This is a genomic window from Streptomyces sp. NPDC090022 (assembly GCF_044748145.1).
Classification (GTDB): domain Bacteria; phylum Actinomycetota; class Actinomycetes; order Streptomycetales; family Streptomycetaceae; genus Streptomyces.
Genome location: NZ_JBIVFN010000002.1, coordinates 317,540 through 334,597 on the forward strand (window position 1 = coordinate 317,540; position 17,058 = coordinate 334,597).

Annotated in this window: 17 protein-coding genes; 4 read left to right on the forward strand and 13 right to left on the reverse strand. The window is 72.9% G+C overall.

Features of this window, described 5'->3' with window-relative positions; all coding sequences use genetic code 11:
* Positions 1-34: 34 nt before the first annotated feature.
* Positions 35-1,078: an MASE1 domain-containing protein gene (locus ACIPXB_RS05975; RefSeq protein ID WP_401445061.1), complete on the forward strand. Its 1,044-nt coding sequence runs from the start codon at positions 35-37 to the stop codon at positions 1,076-1,078.
* On the opposite strand, the gene ACIPXB_RS05980 is transcribed toward ACIPXB_RS05975, so the two are convergent.
* Positions 1,075-1,695: a TetR/AcrR family transcriptional regulator gene (locus tag ACIPXB_RS05980; protein ID WP_401445063.1), complete on the reverse strand. Its 621-nt coding sequence runs from the start codon at positions 1,693-1,695 to the stop codon at positions 1,075-1,077. The two genes, ACIPXB_RS05975 and ACIPXB_RS05980, sit on opposite strands and share 4 nt — an antisense overlap.
* Before the next feature lie 112 nt (positions 1,696-1,807).
* Between ACIPXB_RS05980 and ACIPXB_RS05985 the strand changes: the two genes are divergently transcribed.
* Both ACIPXB_RS05985 and ACIPXB_RS05990 read left to right on the forward strand, forming a co-directional pair.
* Positions 1,808-2,743, forward strand: coding sequence for an alpha/beta fold hydrolase (locus tag ACIPXB_RS05985; protein WP_401445066.1), 936 nt, complete (start codon positions 1,808-1,810; stop codon positions 2,741-2,743).
* 158 nt (positions 2,744-2,901) lie between these two features.
* Entirely contained in the window at positions 2,902-3,495 is a 594-nt protein-coding gene (locus ACIPXB_RS05990; RefSeq protein WP_401445068.1) for a TetR/AcrR family transcriptional regulator, read from the forward strand.
* A 121-nt stretch (positions 3,496-3,616) separates the two neighbouring features.
* Here the strand turns inward: ACIPXB_RS05990 and ACIPXB_RS05995 are convergent, their stop codons facing one another.
* From ACIPXB_RS05995 to ACIPXB_RS06040, 10 genes are all read right to left on the reverse strand, one after another.
* The gene (locus ACIPXB_RS05995; protein ID WP_401445070.1) at positions 3,617-4,888 is read right to left on the reverse strand and encodes an MFS transporter; all 1,272 of its coding nucleotides are present in this window, start codon (positions 4,886-4,888) and stop codon (positions 3,617-3,619) included.
* Positions 4,888-6,711, reverse strand: coding sequence for a phenylacetate--CoA ligase family protein (locus ACIPXB_RS06000; protein ID WP_401445072.1), 1,824 nt, complete (start codon positions 6,709-6,711; stop codon positions 4,888-4,890). Before ACIPXB_RS06000 ends, ACIPXB_RS05995 begins: the two co-directional genes overlap by 1 nt.
* 122 nt (positions 6,712-6,833) lie before the next feature.
* The gene (locus ACIPXB_RS06005; RefSeq protein WP_401445074.1) at positions 6,834-8,144 is read right to left on the reverse strand and encodes a PLP-dependent aminotransferase family protein; all 1,311 of its coding nucleotides are present in this window, start codon (positions 8,142-8,144) and stop codon (positions 6,834-6,836) included.
* Positions 8,144-8,728, reverse strand: coding sequence for a hypothetical protein (locus ACIPXB_RS06010; protein WP_401445076.1), 585 nt, complete (start codon positions 8,726-8,728; stop codon positions 8,144-8,146). Before ACIPXB_RS06010 ends, ACIPXB_RS06005 begins: the two co-directional genes overlap by 1 nt.
* 15 nt (positions 8,729-8,743) lie before the next feature.
* The gene (locus ACIPXB_RS06015) at positions 8,744-9,784 is read right to left on the reverse strand and encodes a zinc-binding dehydrogenase (RefSeq protein ID WP_401445078.1); all 1,041 of its coding nucleotides are present in this window, start codon (positions 9,782-9,784) and stop codon (positions 8,744-8,746) included.
* Entirely contained in the window at positions 9,781-10,980 is a 1,200-nt protein-coding gene (locus ACIPXB_RS06020; RefSeq protein WP_401445080.1) for an acetyl-CoA carboxylase biotin carboxylase subunit family protein, read from the reverse strand. The genes ACIPXB_RS06015 and ACIPXB_RS06020 overlap by 4 nt, the downstream gene beginning before the upstream one ends.
* Positions 10,977-11,936: a 3-oxoacyl-ACP synthase III family protein gene (locus ACIPXB_RS06025; protein WP_401445083.1), complete on the reverse strand. Its 960-nt coding sequence runs from the start codon at positions 11,934-11,936 to the stop codon at positions 10,977-10,979. Before ACIPXB_RS06025 ends, ACIPXB_RS06020 begins: the two co-directional genes overlap by 4 nt.
* On the reverse strand, positions 11,924-12,778 hold the full coding sequence (locus tag ACIPXB_RS06030) for a TauD/TfdA dioxygenase family protein (protein WP_401445086.1): 855 nt from the start codon (positions 12,776-12,778) through the stop codon (positions 11,924-11,926). Before ACIPXB_RS06030 ends, ACIPXB_RS06025 begins: the two co-directional genes overlap by 13 nt.
* 39 nt (positions 12,779-12,817) lie before the next feature.
* Positions 12,818-14,035 carry a 5-aminolevulinate synthase gene (hemA, locus tag ACIPXB_RS06035; protein ID WP_401445088.1) on the reverse strand — a complete coding sequence of 406 codons (1,218 nt, stop codon included), beginning with the start codon at positions 14,033-14,035 and terminating at the stop codon, positions 12,818-12,820.
* A 46-nt stretch (positions 14,036-14,081) separates the two neighbouring features.
* Positions 14,082-14,228, reverse strand: a complete 147-nt coding sequence (locus ACIPXB_RS06040) for a hypothetical protein (RefSeq protein ID WP_401445091.1) — start codon at positions 14,226-14,228, stop codon at positions 14,082-14,084.
* Between the two features lie 135 nt (positions 14,229-14,363).
* Here ACIPXB_RS06040 and ACIPXB_RS06045 point away from each other — a divergent pair, with 135 nt between their 5' ends.
* Entirely contained in the window at positions 14,364-15,362 is a 999-nt protein-coding gene (locus ACIPXB_RS06045) for a LuxR C-terminal-related transcriptional regulator (protein WP_401445094.1), read from the forward strand.
* A 27-nt stretch (positions 15,363-15,389) separates the two neighbouring features.
* Here the strand turns inward: ACIPXB_RS06045 and ACIPXB_RS06050 are convergent, their stop codons facing one another.
* Positions 15,390-15,920 carry an NAD-dependent epimerase/dehydratase family protein gene (locus ACIPXB_RS06050; RefSeq protein ID WP_401445096.1) on the reverse strand — a complete coding sequence of 177 codons (531 nt, stop codon included), beginning with the start codon at positions 15,918-15,920 and terminating at the stop codon, positions 15,390-15,392.
* 61 nt (positions 15,921-15,981) lie between these two features.
* Positions 15,982-16,953 (reverse strand): GlxA family transcriptional regulator, encoded by a 972-nt coding sequence (locus ACIPXB_RS06055; protein ID WP_401445099.1) that lies wholly within the window; start codon positions 16,951-16,953, stop codon positions 15,982-15,984.
* Positions 16,954-17,058 lie beyond the last annotated feature (105 nt).

A 17,058-nucleotide genomic window follows, 5' to 3' on the forward strand; every position in this document is an offset into this window, starting at 1 on the left:
CGCGGCGGGGCGGCGGGCGGTGTCTCATACGGTGATGGGCACCGAGCAGGGGCGGGGGGAGCCGGAACAGGGCCGAGGACAGGGCCGAGGACAGGGCCGAGGACAGGGCCGAGGGCAGAACCGGGGACAGGGCCCGTGGCGCGGCCGGGGCGCCGGCGCCACGCTCCTCCAGATCCTCGCCGTCGCCGTCGCCTACTACGCGGCCGGGCGCGTCGGGCTGCTCCAGAGCATCGTCGTCGACGGGGCCCGGGTCACCCCGCTGTGGCTGCCCACGGGCATCGCGGTGGCCGCCCTGCTCCGGCTCGGCGCCGGCGTCTGGCCGGGCATCGCTGCGGGAACGGCCCTGGTCATCGCGTCGATCAGCAGCCTCGACGTGTCCGCCCTGGGCATCGTCGCGGGCAACACGGTCGCGCCGCTGTGCGCGTACGCGATGCTCCGGCGCGCGGGCTTCCGTACCGAGCTGGACCGGCTGCGCGACGGGCTGGCCCTGGTCTTCCTCGGCGGACTGCTGCCCATGCTGGTCAGTGCGACCGCCGGTGCCGCGACGCTGCTGCTCACCGGCGCCCTGTCGGCGGCCGACTTCTGGCCGGTGTGGTCCGCCTGGTGGGCCGGCGACGCGATGGGCGTCCTGGTCCTGACCCCGCTGCTGCTGGCCCTGCGCCGGCCCCGGCTCCCCGTGGACCCGTTGCGTGCGGTCGAGGCGGCCGTCCTCCTGATCACCGCCGCCGTGGTCACCCTCGTGACCACCCGGAGCCCGCTGTCCCTGCTCTTCCTGGTCTTCCCGCTGATCATCTGGGCGGCCGTGCGCTTCCAGCTCGCCGGCGCCGCGCCGTGCGTGCTGATCATCTCGGTCCTGGCGATCTCGGCGGCCACCGCCGGCACCGGCCCCTTCGCGGACCGCACCCTCTTCGAGATCATGGTCAACCTCCAGGCGCTCAACGGCAGCGCGGCCCTGACCGCCCTGCTGCTGTCCGCCATGGTCACCGAGCAGAACAACATCCGCGTCAGGATCGAACAGGCCTGCGAAAGCCTGGCCGAGGTGGTAGCCGCCCTCCAGGCGGGCCGCCCGAAGGGTTAGGGCGTGTCGGTCGGGTGCGGGGTGAAGACGCGGTTCAGGTGGTGGCGGAGGACCGCGGTGGCCGCGTCCGGGGTGCGCTGGCCCACCAGGATGCTCGTGCCGAGGGTCGCCGCCATGGCCAGGAGGCTGATCGCCTCCGTGCGCGCGTCGGCGTCCGGGTCGGCCCGGCCGGCCTCCTGGGCCGACGCGATCAGGCCGGCCAGGGCGTCCTCGGCGGCGTCCGGGTTGTCGATGAAGGGCTGGGCGGCCAGGGCCTCGTCGGTCACGGACAGGATCGCGTACGAGCTGTAGAGCAGGTGGAAGGTCCGGCTCTCCTCGTCGGTGGGCAGGGACGCCAGGACCAGCGCCTCCGCGGTCGCGCGCGGGCCCGGGTCCGGGCCGGCGGCGCCCAGGCGGGCGGCGACGCGGGCGGTGAAGCGGTCGGTCAGGTGCTGGAGTCCGTAGAGGAGCAGCTTCTCCTTGGTCTCGAAGTAGTACTGCACGAGCCGCAGCGATACGCCGGCCTCGGCCGCCACGTCGCGCATGCCGACCGCGTGCAGTCCGCGCCGTCCGGCGACGCGCACGAGCGCGTCGGCGATCTGGGTGCGCCGTTCTTCGTGGTCCACGCGTTTCGGCATGTCTTCGTGGTCTCCGCCCGTCGGTGGGATGCGCCGGATTTTCATGGTACCGCCGTACCATCTTCGTGGTACGGTCGTATCACGAAGATCAGGTTCTCCCAGGAGGTGCCCCGTGACCGACTCCACGACCCGTGCCCGCCGCGACATCGGCCGCTACGTCGACGACACCCTGCGCGACCGGTACTTCGCCACCTGCGACGCCCTGTTCGCGAAGGGCGCGCCCCTGCGCTCCGAGACCGACGTGGAGACGAGCTTCGGCACCACGCACGTCTACCGGTACGGCCCCGCCGACCCCGCCGCCGAGTCCCGTACGCCGGTGGTCCTGATCCACGGCTCCGGCGGCTGTTCCGCGATGTGGTACCCCAACACCCCCGCGCTCAGCGCCGACCGCCCCGTCTACGCCTTCGACACCCCCGGCGACCCCGGCCGCAGCGTCCACCGCGAGCCCATGTGGCAGCCCGAGCGCGCCGCCCAGTGGCTCGACGAGACCCTCGACGCCCTCGGCCTCGACAAGGTCCACCTGGTCGGGTCCTCGTACGGCGGCTGGCTGGTCATCAACATGGTGCACCGCCGCCCCGGCCGGCTCGCCTCCGTCACCGCCCTCGACCCGGGCGGCCTGGAGAAGGTGGGGCTGCGGTTCTTCGTATGGATCTTCGCGAGCCTGTTCGCCACGTACGCGCCCAAGGCGCTGCGCCCGCGGCTCGCCGCCTGGCTGGAGCAGCCCGTGATCGTCGTTCCCGAACTGCGCGCCTGGATCCACGCGAGTGTGCGCGCCTTCCGGATCCGCCGGCCCGCCCCGCTGCCGCTGTCGGACGCCGAACTGGGCACGATCCGTACGCCGTTCTACCTGATCATGGGCAAGCGGAGCCTGCTGGTGCACCCGAAGCGGCAGCTGGAGCGGGTGCCCCGGGTGATCCCCGGCGCCCGCGCGGAGATCGTCGCCGCGACCGGCCACGGCCCGCAGATCGACCACCCGGATCTGGTCAACGCCCGGATGCTCAGCTTCATGGAGGACGTCGACTCGCTCGCGCCGCGCGCCCGCGCGTAGGCCGTCCAGCGGCCCCCGGATCAGGGCCGGACGGCCCGGGCCGGGTCTGGCATCATGACCGGAAGGACCGAAACGGAACCTTCCTCCGCGAGCGAGCCGGACGGACACCGTTCCGTCCGGCACGGCCCACGGCCCACGGCCCACGGAAGGAGTGCGCGGTGAACGACGGCGAGACCCGGCCGGCCGGCGCGGCCGGATCCCGGCGCAAGGACGTCCGGCGCAACCAGCAGGCCCTCCTGGACGCGGCCGCGGCGGCCTTCGTCGCCTCGGGGGTGGACGCACCGGTACGTGACATCGCGGCCAGGGCCGGGGTCGGGGTGGGTACGGTCTACCGGCACTTCCCGGCCCGGGCGGACCTCGTCATCGCCGTCTACCGCCACCAGCTCGACGCCTGCGCCGAGGCCGGCCCGGCCCTGCTGGCGAGCAGCCCGACACCGCACGCCGCGCTGGAGCGGTGGGTCGACCTCTTCGTCGACTTCCTGGTGACCAAGCACGGCCTGGCGGCCGCGATGCGGTCGGACAGCGCGGGCTTCGAGAGGCTCCACACCTCCTTCCTCGACCGGCTCGTGCCGGTGTGCACCGAGCTGCTCGACGCCGCCGTCGCCGCGGACGAGATCGCCGGCGACCTCACCGCGTACCAGCTCATGCGCGGTATCGGGAACCTCTGCATCGGCGCCGAGAGCGACCCCCGCTACGACGCCCGCCGCCTGGCGGCCCTGCTGGTCGCCGGCCTGCGCCGCCCGCCGCAGTGAGCCGTGCCTGGTGAGCCGTCCGTCCCCCGTGACCCGTTCCCGCTGACCCGTCCCCACGTTGGCTGCACGGCGGCGGGCCCGGGTCACCGACCCGGGCCCGCCGCGTGTCCCGGCGTACGGCTCACCCCGCCGCCACCGGCTCCGCGGGCCGGACCTCCGGGAGTACGGAGCCCCCCGACCCCGACGCCCGCGGCCGGTACCCACGAGCCACCACCGCCCCGCCCACCGCGAAGAGCGCCATCGTCGCCGCGACGCTCCAGAACCCGGCCCCGAGCGAGGCCGTGGAGAACTGCCCCACAACCGGCATGAGGGCCGCGGTGCCCAGGCCGATCGCGAGCAGCCGCAGCGAGGCCATCTTGGCCTTGTCGCCCTCCGCCGCGTGCTGCTGGAGCGAAGTCAGCAGCCAGGTGAGGCTGTTGAGGTTGGCGAACCCCGCCAGGAAGAACGCGAGGAAGTGCACCGCGGCCGTCCCGCTCACGGCCAGCAGGGCGGCCGCCGCGGCCTGGCCGAGCAGCCACACCGGCAGCAGGCGCTGCGAGACGAGGTACCGGGTCAGGAACGAGGCGCTGATCATCCCGACCGCGAACGTGGCCTCCAGCGCCGCCACGTACCAGCCCCGGCCGCCGTGGAACTCGGCGGTCAGCGGGATGACCAGGGTGCTCAGGCCCTGGGCGAAGACGAAGTCACCACCGCACAGGACGATCATGAGGAAGACGGTCCGGTCGCCCCGGTAGCGGACCAGCATCCGCCGCCACTCGCCCACCGTGCCCGTCACGGCCCGCGTCAGCAGGCGTGCGGACAGCGGCGGGTTGCCCTCGTCCGCCGTCAGGCGGATCCGGCTCACCGCGAGGGCGCAGGCCAGCGACATCAGGATGTCGATCATCAGGGCCTGTTCGGCGGTGCCCCAGGTCAGGATCAGTCCCAGGAGCGCCATCCCGCTCAGCGCCCCGGCCTGGAAGGCCACGCCGATCAGGCTGTTGAACCGGGTGGCGTGCTCCTGGTCCACGTGGTGCGCGGTCAGCTTGAACAGCGCCGACCGCTCGACGTTGTCGAAGACGGCGAGCAGCGCGGACGCCGCCACGATCCAGGGCACGGCTTCCGTGCCGGGCAGCAGGGCCGCGACGCCCACGATCAGCGCGACGGTGCCGGCCCGGCCCAGCCCGCACAGCGCGTACACCCACTTGGAGTCGAGGGCGTCCACCAGCGGACCGCACACCGGCAGGACGCACAGGGCCGCCACGCCCTGGAGGGTCAGGACGAACGCGAAGGCGGCCGGGCTGCCGGTACGGCCGTACAGCAACTGCCCCATGGCCAGGGTGTGGATGCCGACGCCGACGCTGGAGAGGGTGATCGCCCCCAGCATGGTGCGCGCGACCCGGTCGTGCCCGAGCATCACAGCACCCCGTCCAGCCGGCGGTCGATGACGTTCTTGACCTTGCCGCTGACCGGATTGCGCGGCAGCCCGCCCTCGGCGAGGCAGACGATCCGCAGCTCGTACGCGTCCAGCGCGGCGTCGAAGTCCTGGTAGCCGCCCAGCACCGGGAACTCCTTGACCAGCAGCTCGCGCACGGCCTCGGGGTCCGGCGGGCTGGGCGCCTCGGTGCGGACCGTCAGGATCTCCCGGCTGCCCTCGGTGGCGACCTCGATCTGGAGCTGCGAGACCTCGAAGGCGGCGAGGACGTCGAAGACCTCCCCGTACAGAACCGTTTCGCCCTTGAAGCGGACCAGCCCGTCGGAGCGGCCCAGGTACTCCAGCACCCGCCCCGACACCCCGCACGCGCACGCGTGTTCGTACGTGCGGCCCATGTCGCCGATGCGGTAGCGGATCAGCGGGCCCTCGAACTTCTGCAGGCCCGTGACCAGCAGCTCACCGGGGGTCCCGGGCGCGACCGGCCGACCGGCCTCGTCCACGACCTCGATGAGGTTGTAGTCGTCGTTGACGTGGTGCACGGTCCCGCCGAGGAACCCGCACTGGTAGCCGAGCTGCGCGCCGTCGTTCGCCGCGAGGATGCTGGACACCACGCGGGCCCCGAGCTCCTCGCGCAGCCAGGTCTTGTCGGTCTCGGTCATCGGGGTGCCGCCGTAGATCACCTTCTCGATCCGCAGCCCGGGGCGGCGCTTCTTGGCGTCGCGCAGCAGCGGCAGGATGAGGGCCGGCATGCCGAGGATCACGTTGGCGTCGAAGCTCCCGGTGAGCATCAGCAGATCGTCGACGGTCACGAACTGCGCGGTCGCGTACGACTCGACGGGCATCCGGGACAGCTCGCTGAACGTCGTGGTCAGCCCGCCGTACATGCCGCCGCCGAAGAGCGTGTTGACGATCCGGTCGCCCGGCTCGATCCCCAGCGCGTACAGCATGGGGACGGCCTCGCGGACCATGTTCTCCCAGTCGGAGCGCGAGTAGACGATGTAGCGCGGCTCGCCGCTGGTCGCGCCCGAGCGCAGCACCTCCCCGGTGGCCCGGTCCCCGCTGCTCAGGTCGCGGCTCGCGGGCAGTGAGTGCGCCTCCAGCGCCGCCTTCTCCAGGACGGGGAGCCGGGTGGGGTCGGCGTCCCGCGTCACGTCGGGCAGCTCCCGGTAGTACGGGGTGCGCCGGGCGCGCGCGACCAGGTAGCGCAGGCGGGCCGCGAGCCGCTCCGTGCGGTGGTCGTCGTCCTCGCCGCGGATGTGGGCCAGGGAGACGCCCGGCAGGTGCCGGCCACGGAACAGTCCGTGCGCCCACGCGGCCTGGCAGTCGAGGGCGAGGTCCGCGCCGGCGGGCAGCTCGGGGACCTCCAGCGGTTCCACGGGCGCGTCGGCGCCGGGCCCGGTCACCTGTCCCGCCGGCAGCGGGACACCGGCGTCCCGCAGCGCCGTCATGACCTGCTCCCACAGCTCGCCGCGCGCCGACCGTACGGTGACCCGGTTGCCCAGGGCCCACGCGAGCAGCAGACCGCGCAGGGTCGCCTCGGCGCGCAGGTCGTCGAGGACGACGGTGCCCACCGGGCTCAGCTCCAGGACATCGTCGCTGTCGGTCAGCGGCTGCCAGGGGAACTGGCAGACGCCGCCGAGCAGCCGGTCCAGCCCCTCGAAGAGCCGCCCGCTGTCGAACCGGCGCGGCGGGTCGGCGACGCCGGCCTGCCGCAGCGCGGCGTCGAGCGGGGCGAGGGCGCCGGACGCGAGGGCGCGCTCGACGTGCTCGACGGCCAGCAGGAGGTCGGTGGGGTAGTGCCTCATGATCAAGTCCTCGTCATGGGTAGGGGGGTGGCTGCCGTCCGTCCGCGTACAGCCGGTTCACGGGGCCGTGTCACGGGGCCGTGTCACGGGGTCGCGTCACGGGGTCGCGCCGTGGGGTCGCCTCACAGGTGTGCGGTGATCACCGCGGCCAGCCGCCGGACGCCTTCGTCGATCCGCTCCGCCGGCGGGTACGAGAAGGACAGCCGCAGGTGCCGGGCGCCGCGGCCGTCGGCGTAGAAGCCGGTTCCCGGTACGAACGCGACCCCCGCCGCCAGCGCGTGGGGCAGCAGTTCGCGTGAGTCCATGCCCTCCGGGAGGGTCAGCCAGATGAAGAAGCCGCCGTCCGGGACGGTCCACGACACCCCCGCGGGCATCGAGGCGGAGAGCGCGCGCAGCATGGCGTCGCGCCGGGCGCGGTAGCCCGCGCGGAAGTCCGCGAGCCGCTCCCGCCACGGCTGGGTGCGCAGGTAGCGGTCCACGGTCAGCTGGGCGAGCGCGGAGTGGGAGAGCATGGCGCTCTCGGCGGCGAGCACCAGCTTGGCGGTCAGGGCGGCCGGTGCGTGCACCCAGCCCACCCGCAGGCCCGGGGCCAGCGTCTTGGAGAAGGACCCGAGGTAGACCACCCGCTCGGGGTCGTCGGCGGCGAGGGCCCGGGTGGGTTCGCCGTCGTAGTGCAGGAGGCCGTACGGGTTGTCCTCCACCACGAGCACCCCGGCCGCCCGGCAGACCTCCAGGATCCGCGCGCGGCGGCCCGCCGGGACCGTGGCACCGGTGGGGTTCTGGAAGGTGGGGACGGTGTAGAAGAACTTGGCGGGCCGGCCCTCGGCCGCCAGCCGCCGGAAGGCCGCGGCCAGTTCGTCCGGGACCACCCCGGCACGGTCCATGGCGACCTGCACCACGCGGGCGCCGGCGGCCTTGAACGTACCGAGCGCGGTGACGTACGTGGGGCCTTCGGCCACCACCGTGTCCCCGGGGTCGAGCAGCACCCGGGCCAGCAGGTCCAGGGCCTGCTGGGAGCCCACGGTGACCATGACGTCCTCGGGGCGGGCGGAGATCCCCTCGAGGGCCATGACGGAGCAGATGCGCTCGCGCAGCCCCGGGTCGCCCTGCGCCGACCCGTACTGGAGGGCCGTCGCGCCGTGCTCGCGCACGACGTCGGCGACGATGCCGGCCATGGTGTCCGGCGGGAGGGCGGAGACGTCCGGCATGCCGCCCGCCAGCGAGACGATGCCGGGGCGGGCGGCCACGGAGAACAGCGAGCGGACCTCGGAGGGCACCATGGCGTGGGCGCTGCGGGAGAAGTACCGCTCCCAGGACACGGACACGGACACGGACACGGACACGGGCGCGGTCGCGGACACGGGCGCAACAGCGGCGGGCGCGGGCACCGGTACCGGTACCGGCCGCGGTTTCAGTTCCGTGGGCAGGCGCATCACTGTCTCCTGGGGTGGGAAGGGCGGGTCTCGTCGCCCGCCGTGGCGTCGGTGGTCCCGGCCGACGCCAGCAGCCCCACCGTGTAGTCGCGCAGGACCGTGTCCTGCCGTGCGTGCAGCAGCCGTACGTCCCGGCGCGGGCCGGCCGGGTCCCGGGTGACCAGGCACGCGGCCCGCTGCCGCATCGAGTACGGGCGGCGGGCCGCGGCGCGGAAGGCGGCCGGGTCCGTGCGGGCCAGCTCGGCCCACTCCCGCTGGTCCTCGCCCAGCGCCGTACGGGCCAGGTCCAGCAGGTCGGAGGCGCACACCCCGGTCCGCAGCCCGGCCGGTTCGATCCCGCCCGCCGTCGTGGTCAGGTCCACGCAGGCGGGACCGTCACCGGCCCCGTGCGCCACGGCCGCCGCCAGCGCCGTCTCGACGGCCCAGTCCTGCTCCGCCCCCTTGCGCGGCAGCAGGAGGGCGCCGGGGAACTCGCACGGATGCTCCGCGGCGGCGGTCCCCCGTACGCTCCAGATCGCGCAGATCCGGTGGGCGGAACCGAGCGTCACGACGCTGATGTGCAGTCCGGTGCGGACGTGTGACATGGAACCCTCGCTCGCTCAGGGGGAGTTGCCGGGGACCGGCGCCGGGTCGTCCCGGCCCAGCCGTACGACCGCCTTGCCGGTGTTCTCGCCGCGCAGCATCCCGAGGAAGGCGTCGACGGTCCGCCCGAAGCCCTCGGTCACGCTCAGCCGGTCGGTGATCCGTCCCGACCGCAGGTGCGGGACGAGGAACTCCTCCAGCTCCGCTTGCGCGTCGCGGTGGCGGGAGACGAGGAAGCCCTCCAGCCGGATGCTCTTCTCCACGAGGTCGAAGAGGTTGCGGGGCGCCGCCGGGGCGGCACCCGCGTTGTACTGCGCGATGGCTCCGCACCAGGCGATCCGCCCGTCCTCGCGCATCGCCCCGATCGCCGCCTCCAGGTGCGCACCGCCCACGTTGTCGACGTAGACGTCGATGCCGTCGGGTGCCACGCGGGCCAGCTGCTCGGGCAGGGAGGGTCCGGCGCGGTGGTCGAACGCGGCGTCGTAGCCGAGCTCCTCGGTCAGCAGCCGGACCTTGGCCGGGGAACCGGCGCTGCCGACGATCCGGCCGGCGCCCAGCAGCCGCGCCAGCCGGCCGGCCGCCGTCCCGACACCGCCGGCGGCGGCCGAGACGTAGACCGTCTCGCCCGCCCGCAGCCGGGCGATACGGGTCAGGGCGACGTACGCGGTCAGGCCGGTGCCGCCGAGCAGGCCGAGGAAGGACTCGGTCGCGACCCCCTCGTAGCGCGGCAGGACGCGCACCTCGTCCGCGGACACCACGGCGTGGGTCCGCCAGCCCTCCCGGTGGAACACCAGGGCCCCGACGGGGAGTCCGGCGCTGCGCGACTCCACGACCCGGCCGATCGAACGGCCTTCCAGCGGAGCGTCGAGCTCCCACTCGGCGTCCATGGCCTCGCGCATGTACGGATCCACCGACAGCCACAGGTTCTCCACCACGGCCTGGCCCTCGGCCGGCGCCGCCAGGGGCAGTTCCGCCTCGGCGAAGTCCTCGGGCACGGGCATGCCCCGGGGCCGGCGGCGCTGGGTGATCACCCGCGTGGTGCGGACCGGGGCGCTCATGCCGCCACCTGCGCGGCCGGTGCGGTGCGGACGGAGACGGCGCGGGCGCACTCGGTCAGGAAGCGGCGCAGTTCGCCCGCGTCGGTGTGGGACGCCTCGATGAAGACCGGCACCTCCCACTCCTGGTAGGTGATGTGACGCGGCGTCTCCTGGTCGGGCGCGAGGACGTGCAGGGTGTCCAGGCACGGATGGGTCCGGATCCGGTCGGGTACGTCGATCGTGCGCACCTCGCCGGGCGCCAGGTGGTGGCCGGGGAAGGCGAGCCAGCCGTGGTGGCGGCCGCTGGGCTCGCCGGCCTGCGGCCGGTCCAGGCCGAGCCGGACGGCGATCTCGTGCGAGGGCAGGTGTACCCCGGTGTGCAGCTCGTGGACGGAGACCACGGCCGCGCCGCCCACCCGGTTGGCCACCTCCAGGAAGACCAGCTCGCCCGCGGGCGTCTCGAAGAACTCCAGGTGGACGCAGCCCTCCTCGATGCCGAGGACCGCCACGACCTGCTCGGCCAGCGCGCGCTGGGCGGGCGTGCACGGCTCCTGGTGCGAGCCGAGCGGGGACCCGTGCGCGTACTCGACCGGCTTGTTGACGTACCGGCTGACCGCGAGGTCGACGAGCCGGCCGTCCGCCACCAGCCCGTCCGCGTGCAGGATGTCCCCGTCGATGTGCTCCTCGAGCTGGAACTCGCCGGCGTCGGCCAGCCGCGCGTAGGCGTCGAGCGCCTCGCGGGCCGTCTCGTGGATCGTCACGTCCTCGCTGGAGGCACCCTGGCGGGGCTTGAGGACCGTACGCCCCGTCCACGGCAGCGTGCCGTCCGCCGCGGGCCCGGCGGCGAACCGGGGGTGGCGCAGACCCGAGCCGGCCAGCGCCTCCTTCATCCGCACCTTGTCCCGGACCCGCTCGACGGCGGCGAGGTCCGGGCCCTCGATGCCGAGGTGCGCACGGACGTGGCAGGCCTCGATGATGCCGAACTCGGAGAGCGCGAGCACCTTCTCGTAGCCGTCGGCGGGCGAGGTCCGGGCCCGGATCCCGGCGACCAGGTCCTCGTCGGCATCGAGGACGATCCGCCGCGCCGGCAGGTGGCCGGGGAGGTCGGCCATCCGGTGCGGATGCCCGATGTACGTCACCTCGTGGCGGTCGTGGTCGATGCCGCGCTCGTAACCGATCTTCCGGTACGGCACCTGGTGAATGACGAGGATCTTCATCCGAGATACTCCAAGGTCGTGATGGACCAGCTGAAGCCCATGGCGCTGGCGGCGAGCATGATCAGGTCGCCGTGCCGCAGCCGGTCCCCGCGTTCGAGGTCCTTCAGGGCGATGAGGGTGTCCGCCCCGCCCATGTGGGCCAGCCGGTCGTAGTTGAAGACGCTCCGCCCGGCCGGGATGCCCAGGGCCGCCAGCAGCCGCTGGTGCATGTCCCGGTCGCCGTGGTTGACGAGGAAGTGGGAGACGTCCCCCACCGTGATGCCGAGCGCGGTCAGGGTCCGGTCCACCAGGGCGGTGAAGTTCCGTACGTAGGCGTCCGCGAGCCCCTTGCGGTGCGCGCCGCGCCGGATCAGGACGCGCCCGTCGGCCAGCTCACCGGCGTAGTAGTCGGACCAGCTGCCATCGGTGCGCATCGCGGAGTGGACGACACGGAAACGACTCGGACCGCCGCCCAGCAGCACCGCCGCAGCCGCATCACCGAAGTTGAACAAAGCCTTGGAATCCGGGTCACGGTAGTCGACCATCCGGCTCAGCCGGTCCCCGACGAGGACCAGCGCGTACTCGTTCTCATCCAGGGCCCCCGCGGTGGACAGGAGCCGGATGGCGGTCATGCCCGCGTTGCAGAAGTTCGCCACTTCGAAGCAGTGGGCGTCCTCGATGCCGAGGGCGTGGGCCACCTTCGCCGCGGGCGACCAGAAGGGGCGGTCCCACGCGCCGGACCCGGCGTAGACGACCTGCCGGATCCGCTCCGGTGCCACGCCGGTCCGCTCCAGGACGGTGCGGGCGGCGGTCAGGGCGAGCTCCCAGGCCTGCTCACCGTCCGCGAGCACCGGGAACGTCTCGCAGTGGGTGATCCGGGCCAGGTCCGCGAGGGCGACGCCCGAGGCCGCGGACATGGCCCGGATGTCGGCCCTCGCGGAGGGGAAGGCCACGTCGAAGTCGGCTATGCCGCCCACGTCTCGCCCTCTTCGATGCTCACCCGGTGCACGGTCCGCGTGGCACCGGGCTCGACCGCGGTGGCCGCGTGGTAGGTCGTCGCCGTCTTCCACACCACCAGGTCGTTGGTCGTCCAGCGGTGGGTGTAGACGTGCTCGGGGTCCTGGACGAGCCGGTCGATGAGGGCGAAGAACTCCGCGTTCTCGTTGGCGTCGAAGCCCACGACGGAGTCCATGTACTCGGGGGCGCCGTAGAGGTACGGACGGCCGGTGACGGCGTCGTGCTTGACCAGCGGGTGCTCGGTCGGCGGGTACTCCATCTCGACCAGCGCCTTGAGCTCGGCGATGGAGAGCCCGACGTGCTCGGGCGAGATCCGCTGCCGCTTGCTCACGGTGTGCAGGGCCGTGCGGCCGGCGATCTTGTCCTTCCACTCCTGCGGAAGCCGGTCGTAGACGTCGAGGGCGCTGGCGTAGAGGGTGTGGCCGCTGGTGGCGGGTACGTCGACGCCGTGCAGCATCGTGTAGGGCGCCGGGTCCTTCATGTACGAGGAGTCCTGGTGCCAGAAGTTGCCGACCCGGGCGACGCCGACGGGACGGTTCGCCTTCATGGCGTTGGAGGAGATCATGATCTCCGGGTGCTCGGGGTGCCGGTACTTCGCCATGAGGAACGGCACGGGCCGGCCGATCCGGGACGCCAGCTCGATCTGCTGCTCGGGGGTGATGTCCAGGCCCCGGACGACGGCCAGTTCGCGGCGGTGCACGATGTCGACGAGCTGGGCGAAGACCTCGGGGTCCCGGAGCTCCTCGTAGCCGACGCCGGTCAGCTCCGAGCCGATGAACGGGGTGATTTCCTTGATCTGCACGAGCGGATCTCCTTGAAGCGGTGAAGTGAAAGGGCTGCGCTATCGGATGTCGTCGAGGCAGGCGCGCAGGGCCTGTACGAATCCCTCGATCTCCGTGCGGGTACGGAACGGCGCGACCGTGACCCGGAAGCGCTCGCCCCCCTTCGCCACGGACGGGAAGTTGATGGGCTGGACGTAGATGCCGTGCTCGTCCAGGAGGCGGCGCGAGATCCTCTTGACCCGCTCACCGCCCGGGACCAGCACCGGGACCAGGTGGGTGGGGGCGTCGATGAAGTCGATGCGCGCCTCGCGCAGGAGGCTGCGCATCAGCGCCGCGTTCTCCCGGAGTTTCAGGCGGAGTTCGCCGCCTGCGGCGCCCTGGATGACGTCGAGACTGCGCTGGGTGGCGTCCAGGCTCGACCGCGGAATGGTGGTCGTGAAGATGAACCCGGGCGCGTGGGAGCGGACGTAGTCGAGGGCGGTGTCGGGGCCCGCGACGTAGCCGCCGGTCGTACCGATCGCCTTTCCGAACACGCCCTGGACGAAGGTCGGACGGTGTTCCCCGATCTCCTCGCATATCCCGGCCCCGGACGGCCCGTTCACGCCGATCGCGTGCGTCTCGTCCAGGTAGGTCATGGCATTGTGGCGCTCGGCCAGATCGCATATCTCCGTGATCGGCGCGATGTCCCCGTCCATCGAGTAGACGGATTCGAAGACGATCAACTTCGGCTGCTCCGCCGGATATTGACCGAGCATTTCGTCCAGTGCGTCGATATCATTGTGCGGGAATATATGCCTCCGGTTCTTGGAGGCGCGGATTCCTTCGATCAATGAGCGGTGGTTGAGCGAGTCCGAGAAGACCACCATGTCCGGCACGGCCGCGAGCAGTGTGGTCAGCGTTTCGAAGTTGGCGACGTATCCGCTGGTGAATATCAGGGCGCGGGCTTTCCCGTGCCAGGCCGCCAGCCGGGTCTCCAGCGCCACGTGGGCCTCGCTGGTGCCCGCGATGTTGCGCGAGCCGCCGTTGCCCGTGCCGTGCCGCAGCGTCGAGGCGATCTGGGCGTGCATGACCTGCGTGTTCTGGCTCATGCCCAGGTAGTCGTTCGTGCACCAGACCTGGACGCGGCGGCCCTGGTGCAGCGCGTGCCCGGGCTGGTCCGCCAGGTACGAGCAAGGCGTGAATTCTCGGTACAGACCCGACTTCTTCAGGTCTGTCAGCCTCTCCTCCAGGCCGTCGAGGACGGGCAGGGGCCGGGCGGATACGGGAAGGACGGACATGTGTCTCCTGTAACTAGAATTTCACGATCCAGGGATTGCCAGGAGGTCATCCCCACTCGGTGTCGCCCGGCAGCGGAGCGGCCGCGGCGAGCTCCGCCCGCGGCGCGGATTCGCCGATCGCCACGGTGCCGAGAGCCGCCAGAAGCGTCACGGCAACGGCGCCGAGGAGCTGTTGGAGAGTGGTCCTGAACATTGGGTCCCCCTGATCGAGTTCTGCCCCGGCCAGGTTTCTCTGGCCCGTGACAGGAATCATGCGTCGGCCTTCTCGCCGAAAACAGAGAAATCCGGGAGCATGATCACGCAATGCAGAGACTTGAAGGATGGACAGATGTGCACACAAGCGGACACAGGGGTACGTGTTCGATCCGTCGAGCTCTGCGACGAGGGGCTGGCCTTCTACGAGGACGCCGTCCGGGGCGATCTCCCGGTCCGGGAATGCCCGCGCTGCCTGCTGGACCTGGGGCTCCTGCGGGAGCTGCCCGGCGGCGGGCTGATGCCCCTCCCCCCGGGCCTGGCGGCCAACGCCGTGATGCGCCCGCTGGAAACGGACATCGAGGACAGGCAGCGGGCTCTGGCGGCGGCCCGTGTGGCCATGCACCGGGCGGAGGAGGTCTACCGCAACCACACCGGTGGCGGTACCAGCAGCGGGATCCGTGAGGTCAGCGGCGCGGCCGTCATCAGCGCCACGCTGTCCTCGGTCGTCGAGTCGTGCGAGGAGGAGATCCTCACGGCCCAGCCCGGTGGCGGCCGGCCGCCGGAGCTGCTGGCGAAGGCCCTCCCGCGCGAACTGTCCGCGCTGGAGCGCGGGGTGCGCCAGCGCACCATCTACCAGCACACCGTCCGCTCCCACGCCCCGACGCTCGCCTACGTGGAGCAGATCTCCGTCGCGGGCGCCGAAGTCCGCACCCTGGACGAGGTGTTCGACCGGCTGATCGTGTGCGACCGGAAGATCGCCTTCGTCCCCGACCCCGACGCGGAGCGGCGGCAGCTCGCCCTGGTCATCGAGCACCCCGGGATGATCCGGTACCTCGTCGGCATCTTCGACAAGTCGTGGGAGCGCGCCGCGCCCCTGCGGCACACGCCGACCGAGCACCGGCCGCCGCTGCTCACCGACGAGACCCGGCGGGCCGTCCTGCACCTCATGGTGAACGGCTACACCGACGAGACCATCGCCGGACGGCTCGGCATGAGCGCGCGTACCGTCGCCACCCATGTCCGCAAGGCCTCGGAGCAGCTCGGCAGCCGCAGCCGCGCCCAGCTGGCCTACCTCATCGCCAGGAGCGGAATCCTGGAGGAGGACCCGTACGACCCGGCCCCCGGGGTCTAGGGAGCGCAGCGCCTCGTACGGCGGCGGTCACGGTACCCGTACGGCGGCCATGCCGGACCGGTGGTCCCGGTGGCCGGGGTTCCAGCCCAGCTCCCGGGTGGCCTTCTCGTGCGAGACCCGCAGCCGGGTGCCGAGCATGAGCGCGCCGAGGTACGGGACCGCCAGCCGCAGCGCCCACCCGGGCACCAGGACCCGTCGTCCGCCGCGCGCCGCGGCGAGTTCGCCCCAGTGGGACGGCCGGTCGTCGACGACGTTGTACGCCTCGCCCGCCCGGCCCCGCGTCAGCGCGGCGACGGTGGCCCCGGCCGCGTCCTCGACGTGGACCCAGGGCACGACCGAGCCCCCGCCGGCCGGGACCGGCATGGCCCGGCTCCCCGGCGTCGGGTCGAACCAGGTCCCGGGGCCGTAGAAGATCCCGTACCGCAGCGCGATCCCCGCCACGTGACCGGCGGAGAAGAGCCGCCCCTCCGCCTCCACGAGGCCGGTGACGACATGGTCGGCGACGGTGCCGCCGCGGACCCCGAAGGGGTCCTCCTCGGTGACCCGGGCGGCGGGCAAGGTATCCCGGGAAACCGCGCCCGCGCACCGCGTGGACGCGGTTTCCCTGTTCGCGACGGGGTCAGGCGCGGTCGTCGGCGGCGCCGAGGGCCCGGCGCCGGGTGAAGGCGGCGCGGTACGCGCCGGGGGTCAGCCCGGTGTGCCGGGACAGGTGCCGGCGCAGGGAATCGGGGGTGGCGAGACCGCTGAGCCGGGCGACCCGGTCCATCGGCAGGTCGGTCGTCTCCAGCAGTTCCCGGGCCCTGATCACGCGCTGGTGGAGCAGCCACTGGAGCGGGCTGAGCCCGGTTTCGGCATGGAACGTACGGGTCAGCGTGCGGACGCTGATCCGGGCATGGGCCGCGAGGTCGGCCCGGGCCAGCGGCTCGTGCAGCCGCTCCAGCGCCCAGCCGCGGGTCGCGGCCAGCGAGGTCCCGGTCTCCCGCGGCACCGGCGCCTCGATGAACTGCGCCTGGCCGCCGGGCCGTACCGGTGCCGCCACGACGAGGCGGGCCACGGCGCTGGCCGTCGCGGCCCCGTAGTCGGTCCGTACCAGGTGCAGGCACAGGTCGATGCCGGCCGAGAGCCCGGCGGAGCTGAGGATGTTGCCGTCCTGGACGTACAGCACGCCGGGGTCGAGCTCGACGGCGGGGAAGCGGCGGGAGAACTCCTGCGACTTGGCCCAGTAGGTGGTGGCGCGGCGTCCGTCCAGCAGCCCCGCACGGGCGAGTACGAAGGCCCCGGTGCAGATCGACGCGATGCGCTTGCCGTCGGCCGCCGCGCGGCGCAGCGCGGCGAGGACGCGCGGGTCGGTGTCGTCGCGGGCGGCGGTGCCGGTGACGATGACGGTGTCGGCGTCCTCGACGGCCTCCAGACCGTGGGGGACCGTGAGGGACAGGCTGCCGCTGGTGGCGACGGCCCCGGGGCGGGCGGTGCAGACGCGCACCTCGTAGCCGGGGGCGCCGTCGACCGTCGTCTCGCCGAGCACCAGTTCGGGGATGGACAGGTCGAACGTGGTCGCCGGCGGGACGGCGACGACTGCGACGCGGTGCATGGCCCGAACCTCCGCAGAGTTGGCATTCGGGCCACTACCCTACGGATCACGCGGGACCGAGGGTAGGGAGCACGTCGCCGCGGCCCATCGGCCGACGGCCGCTCC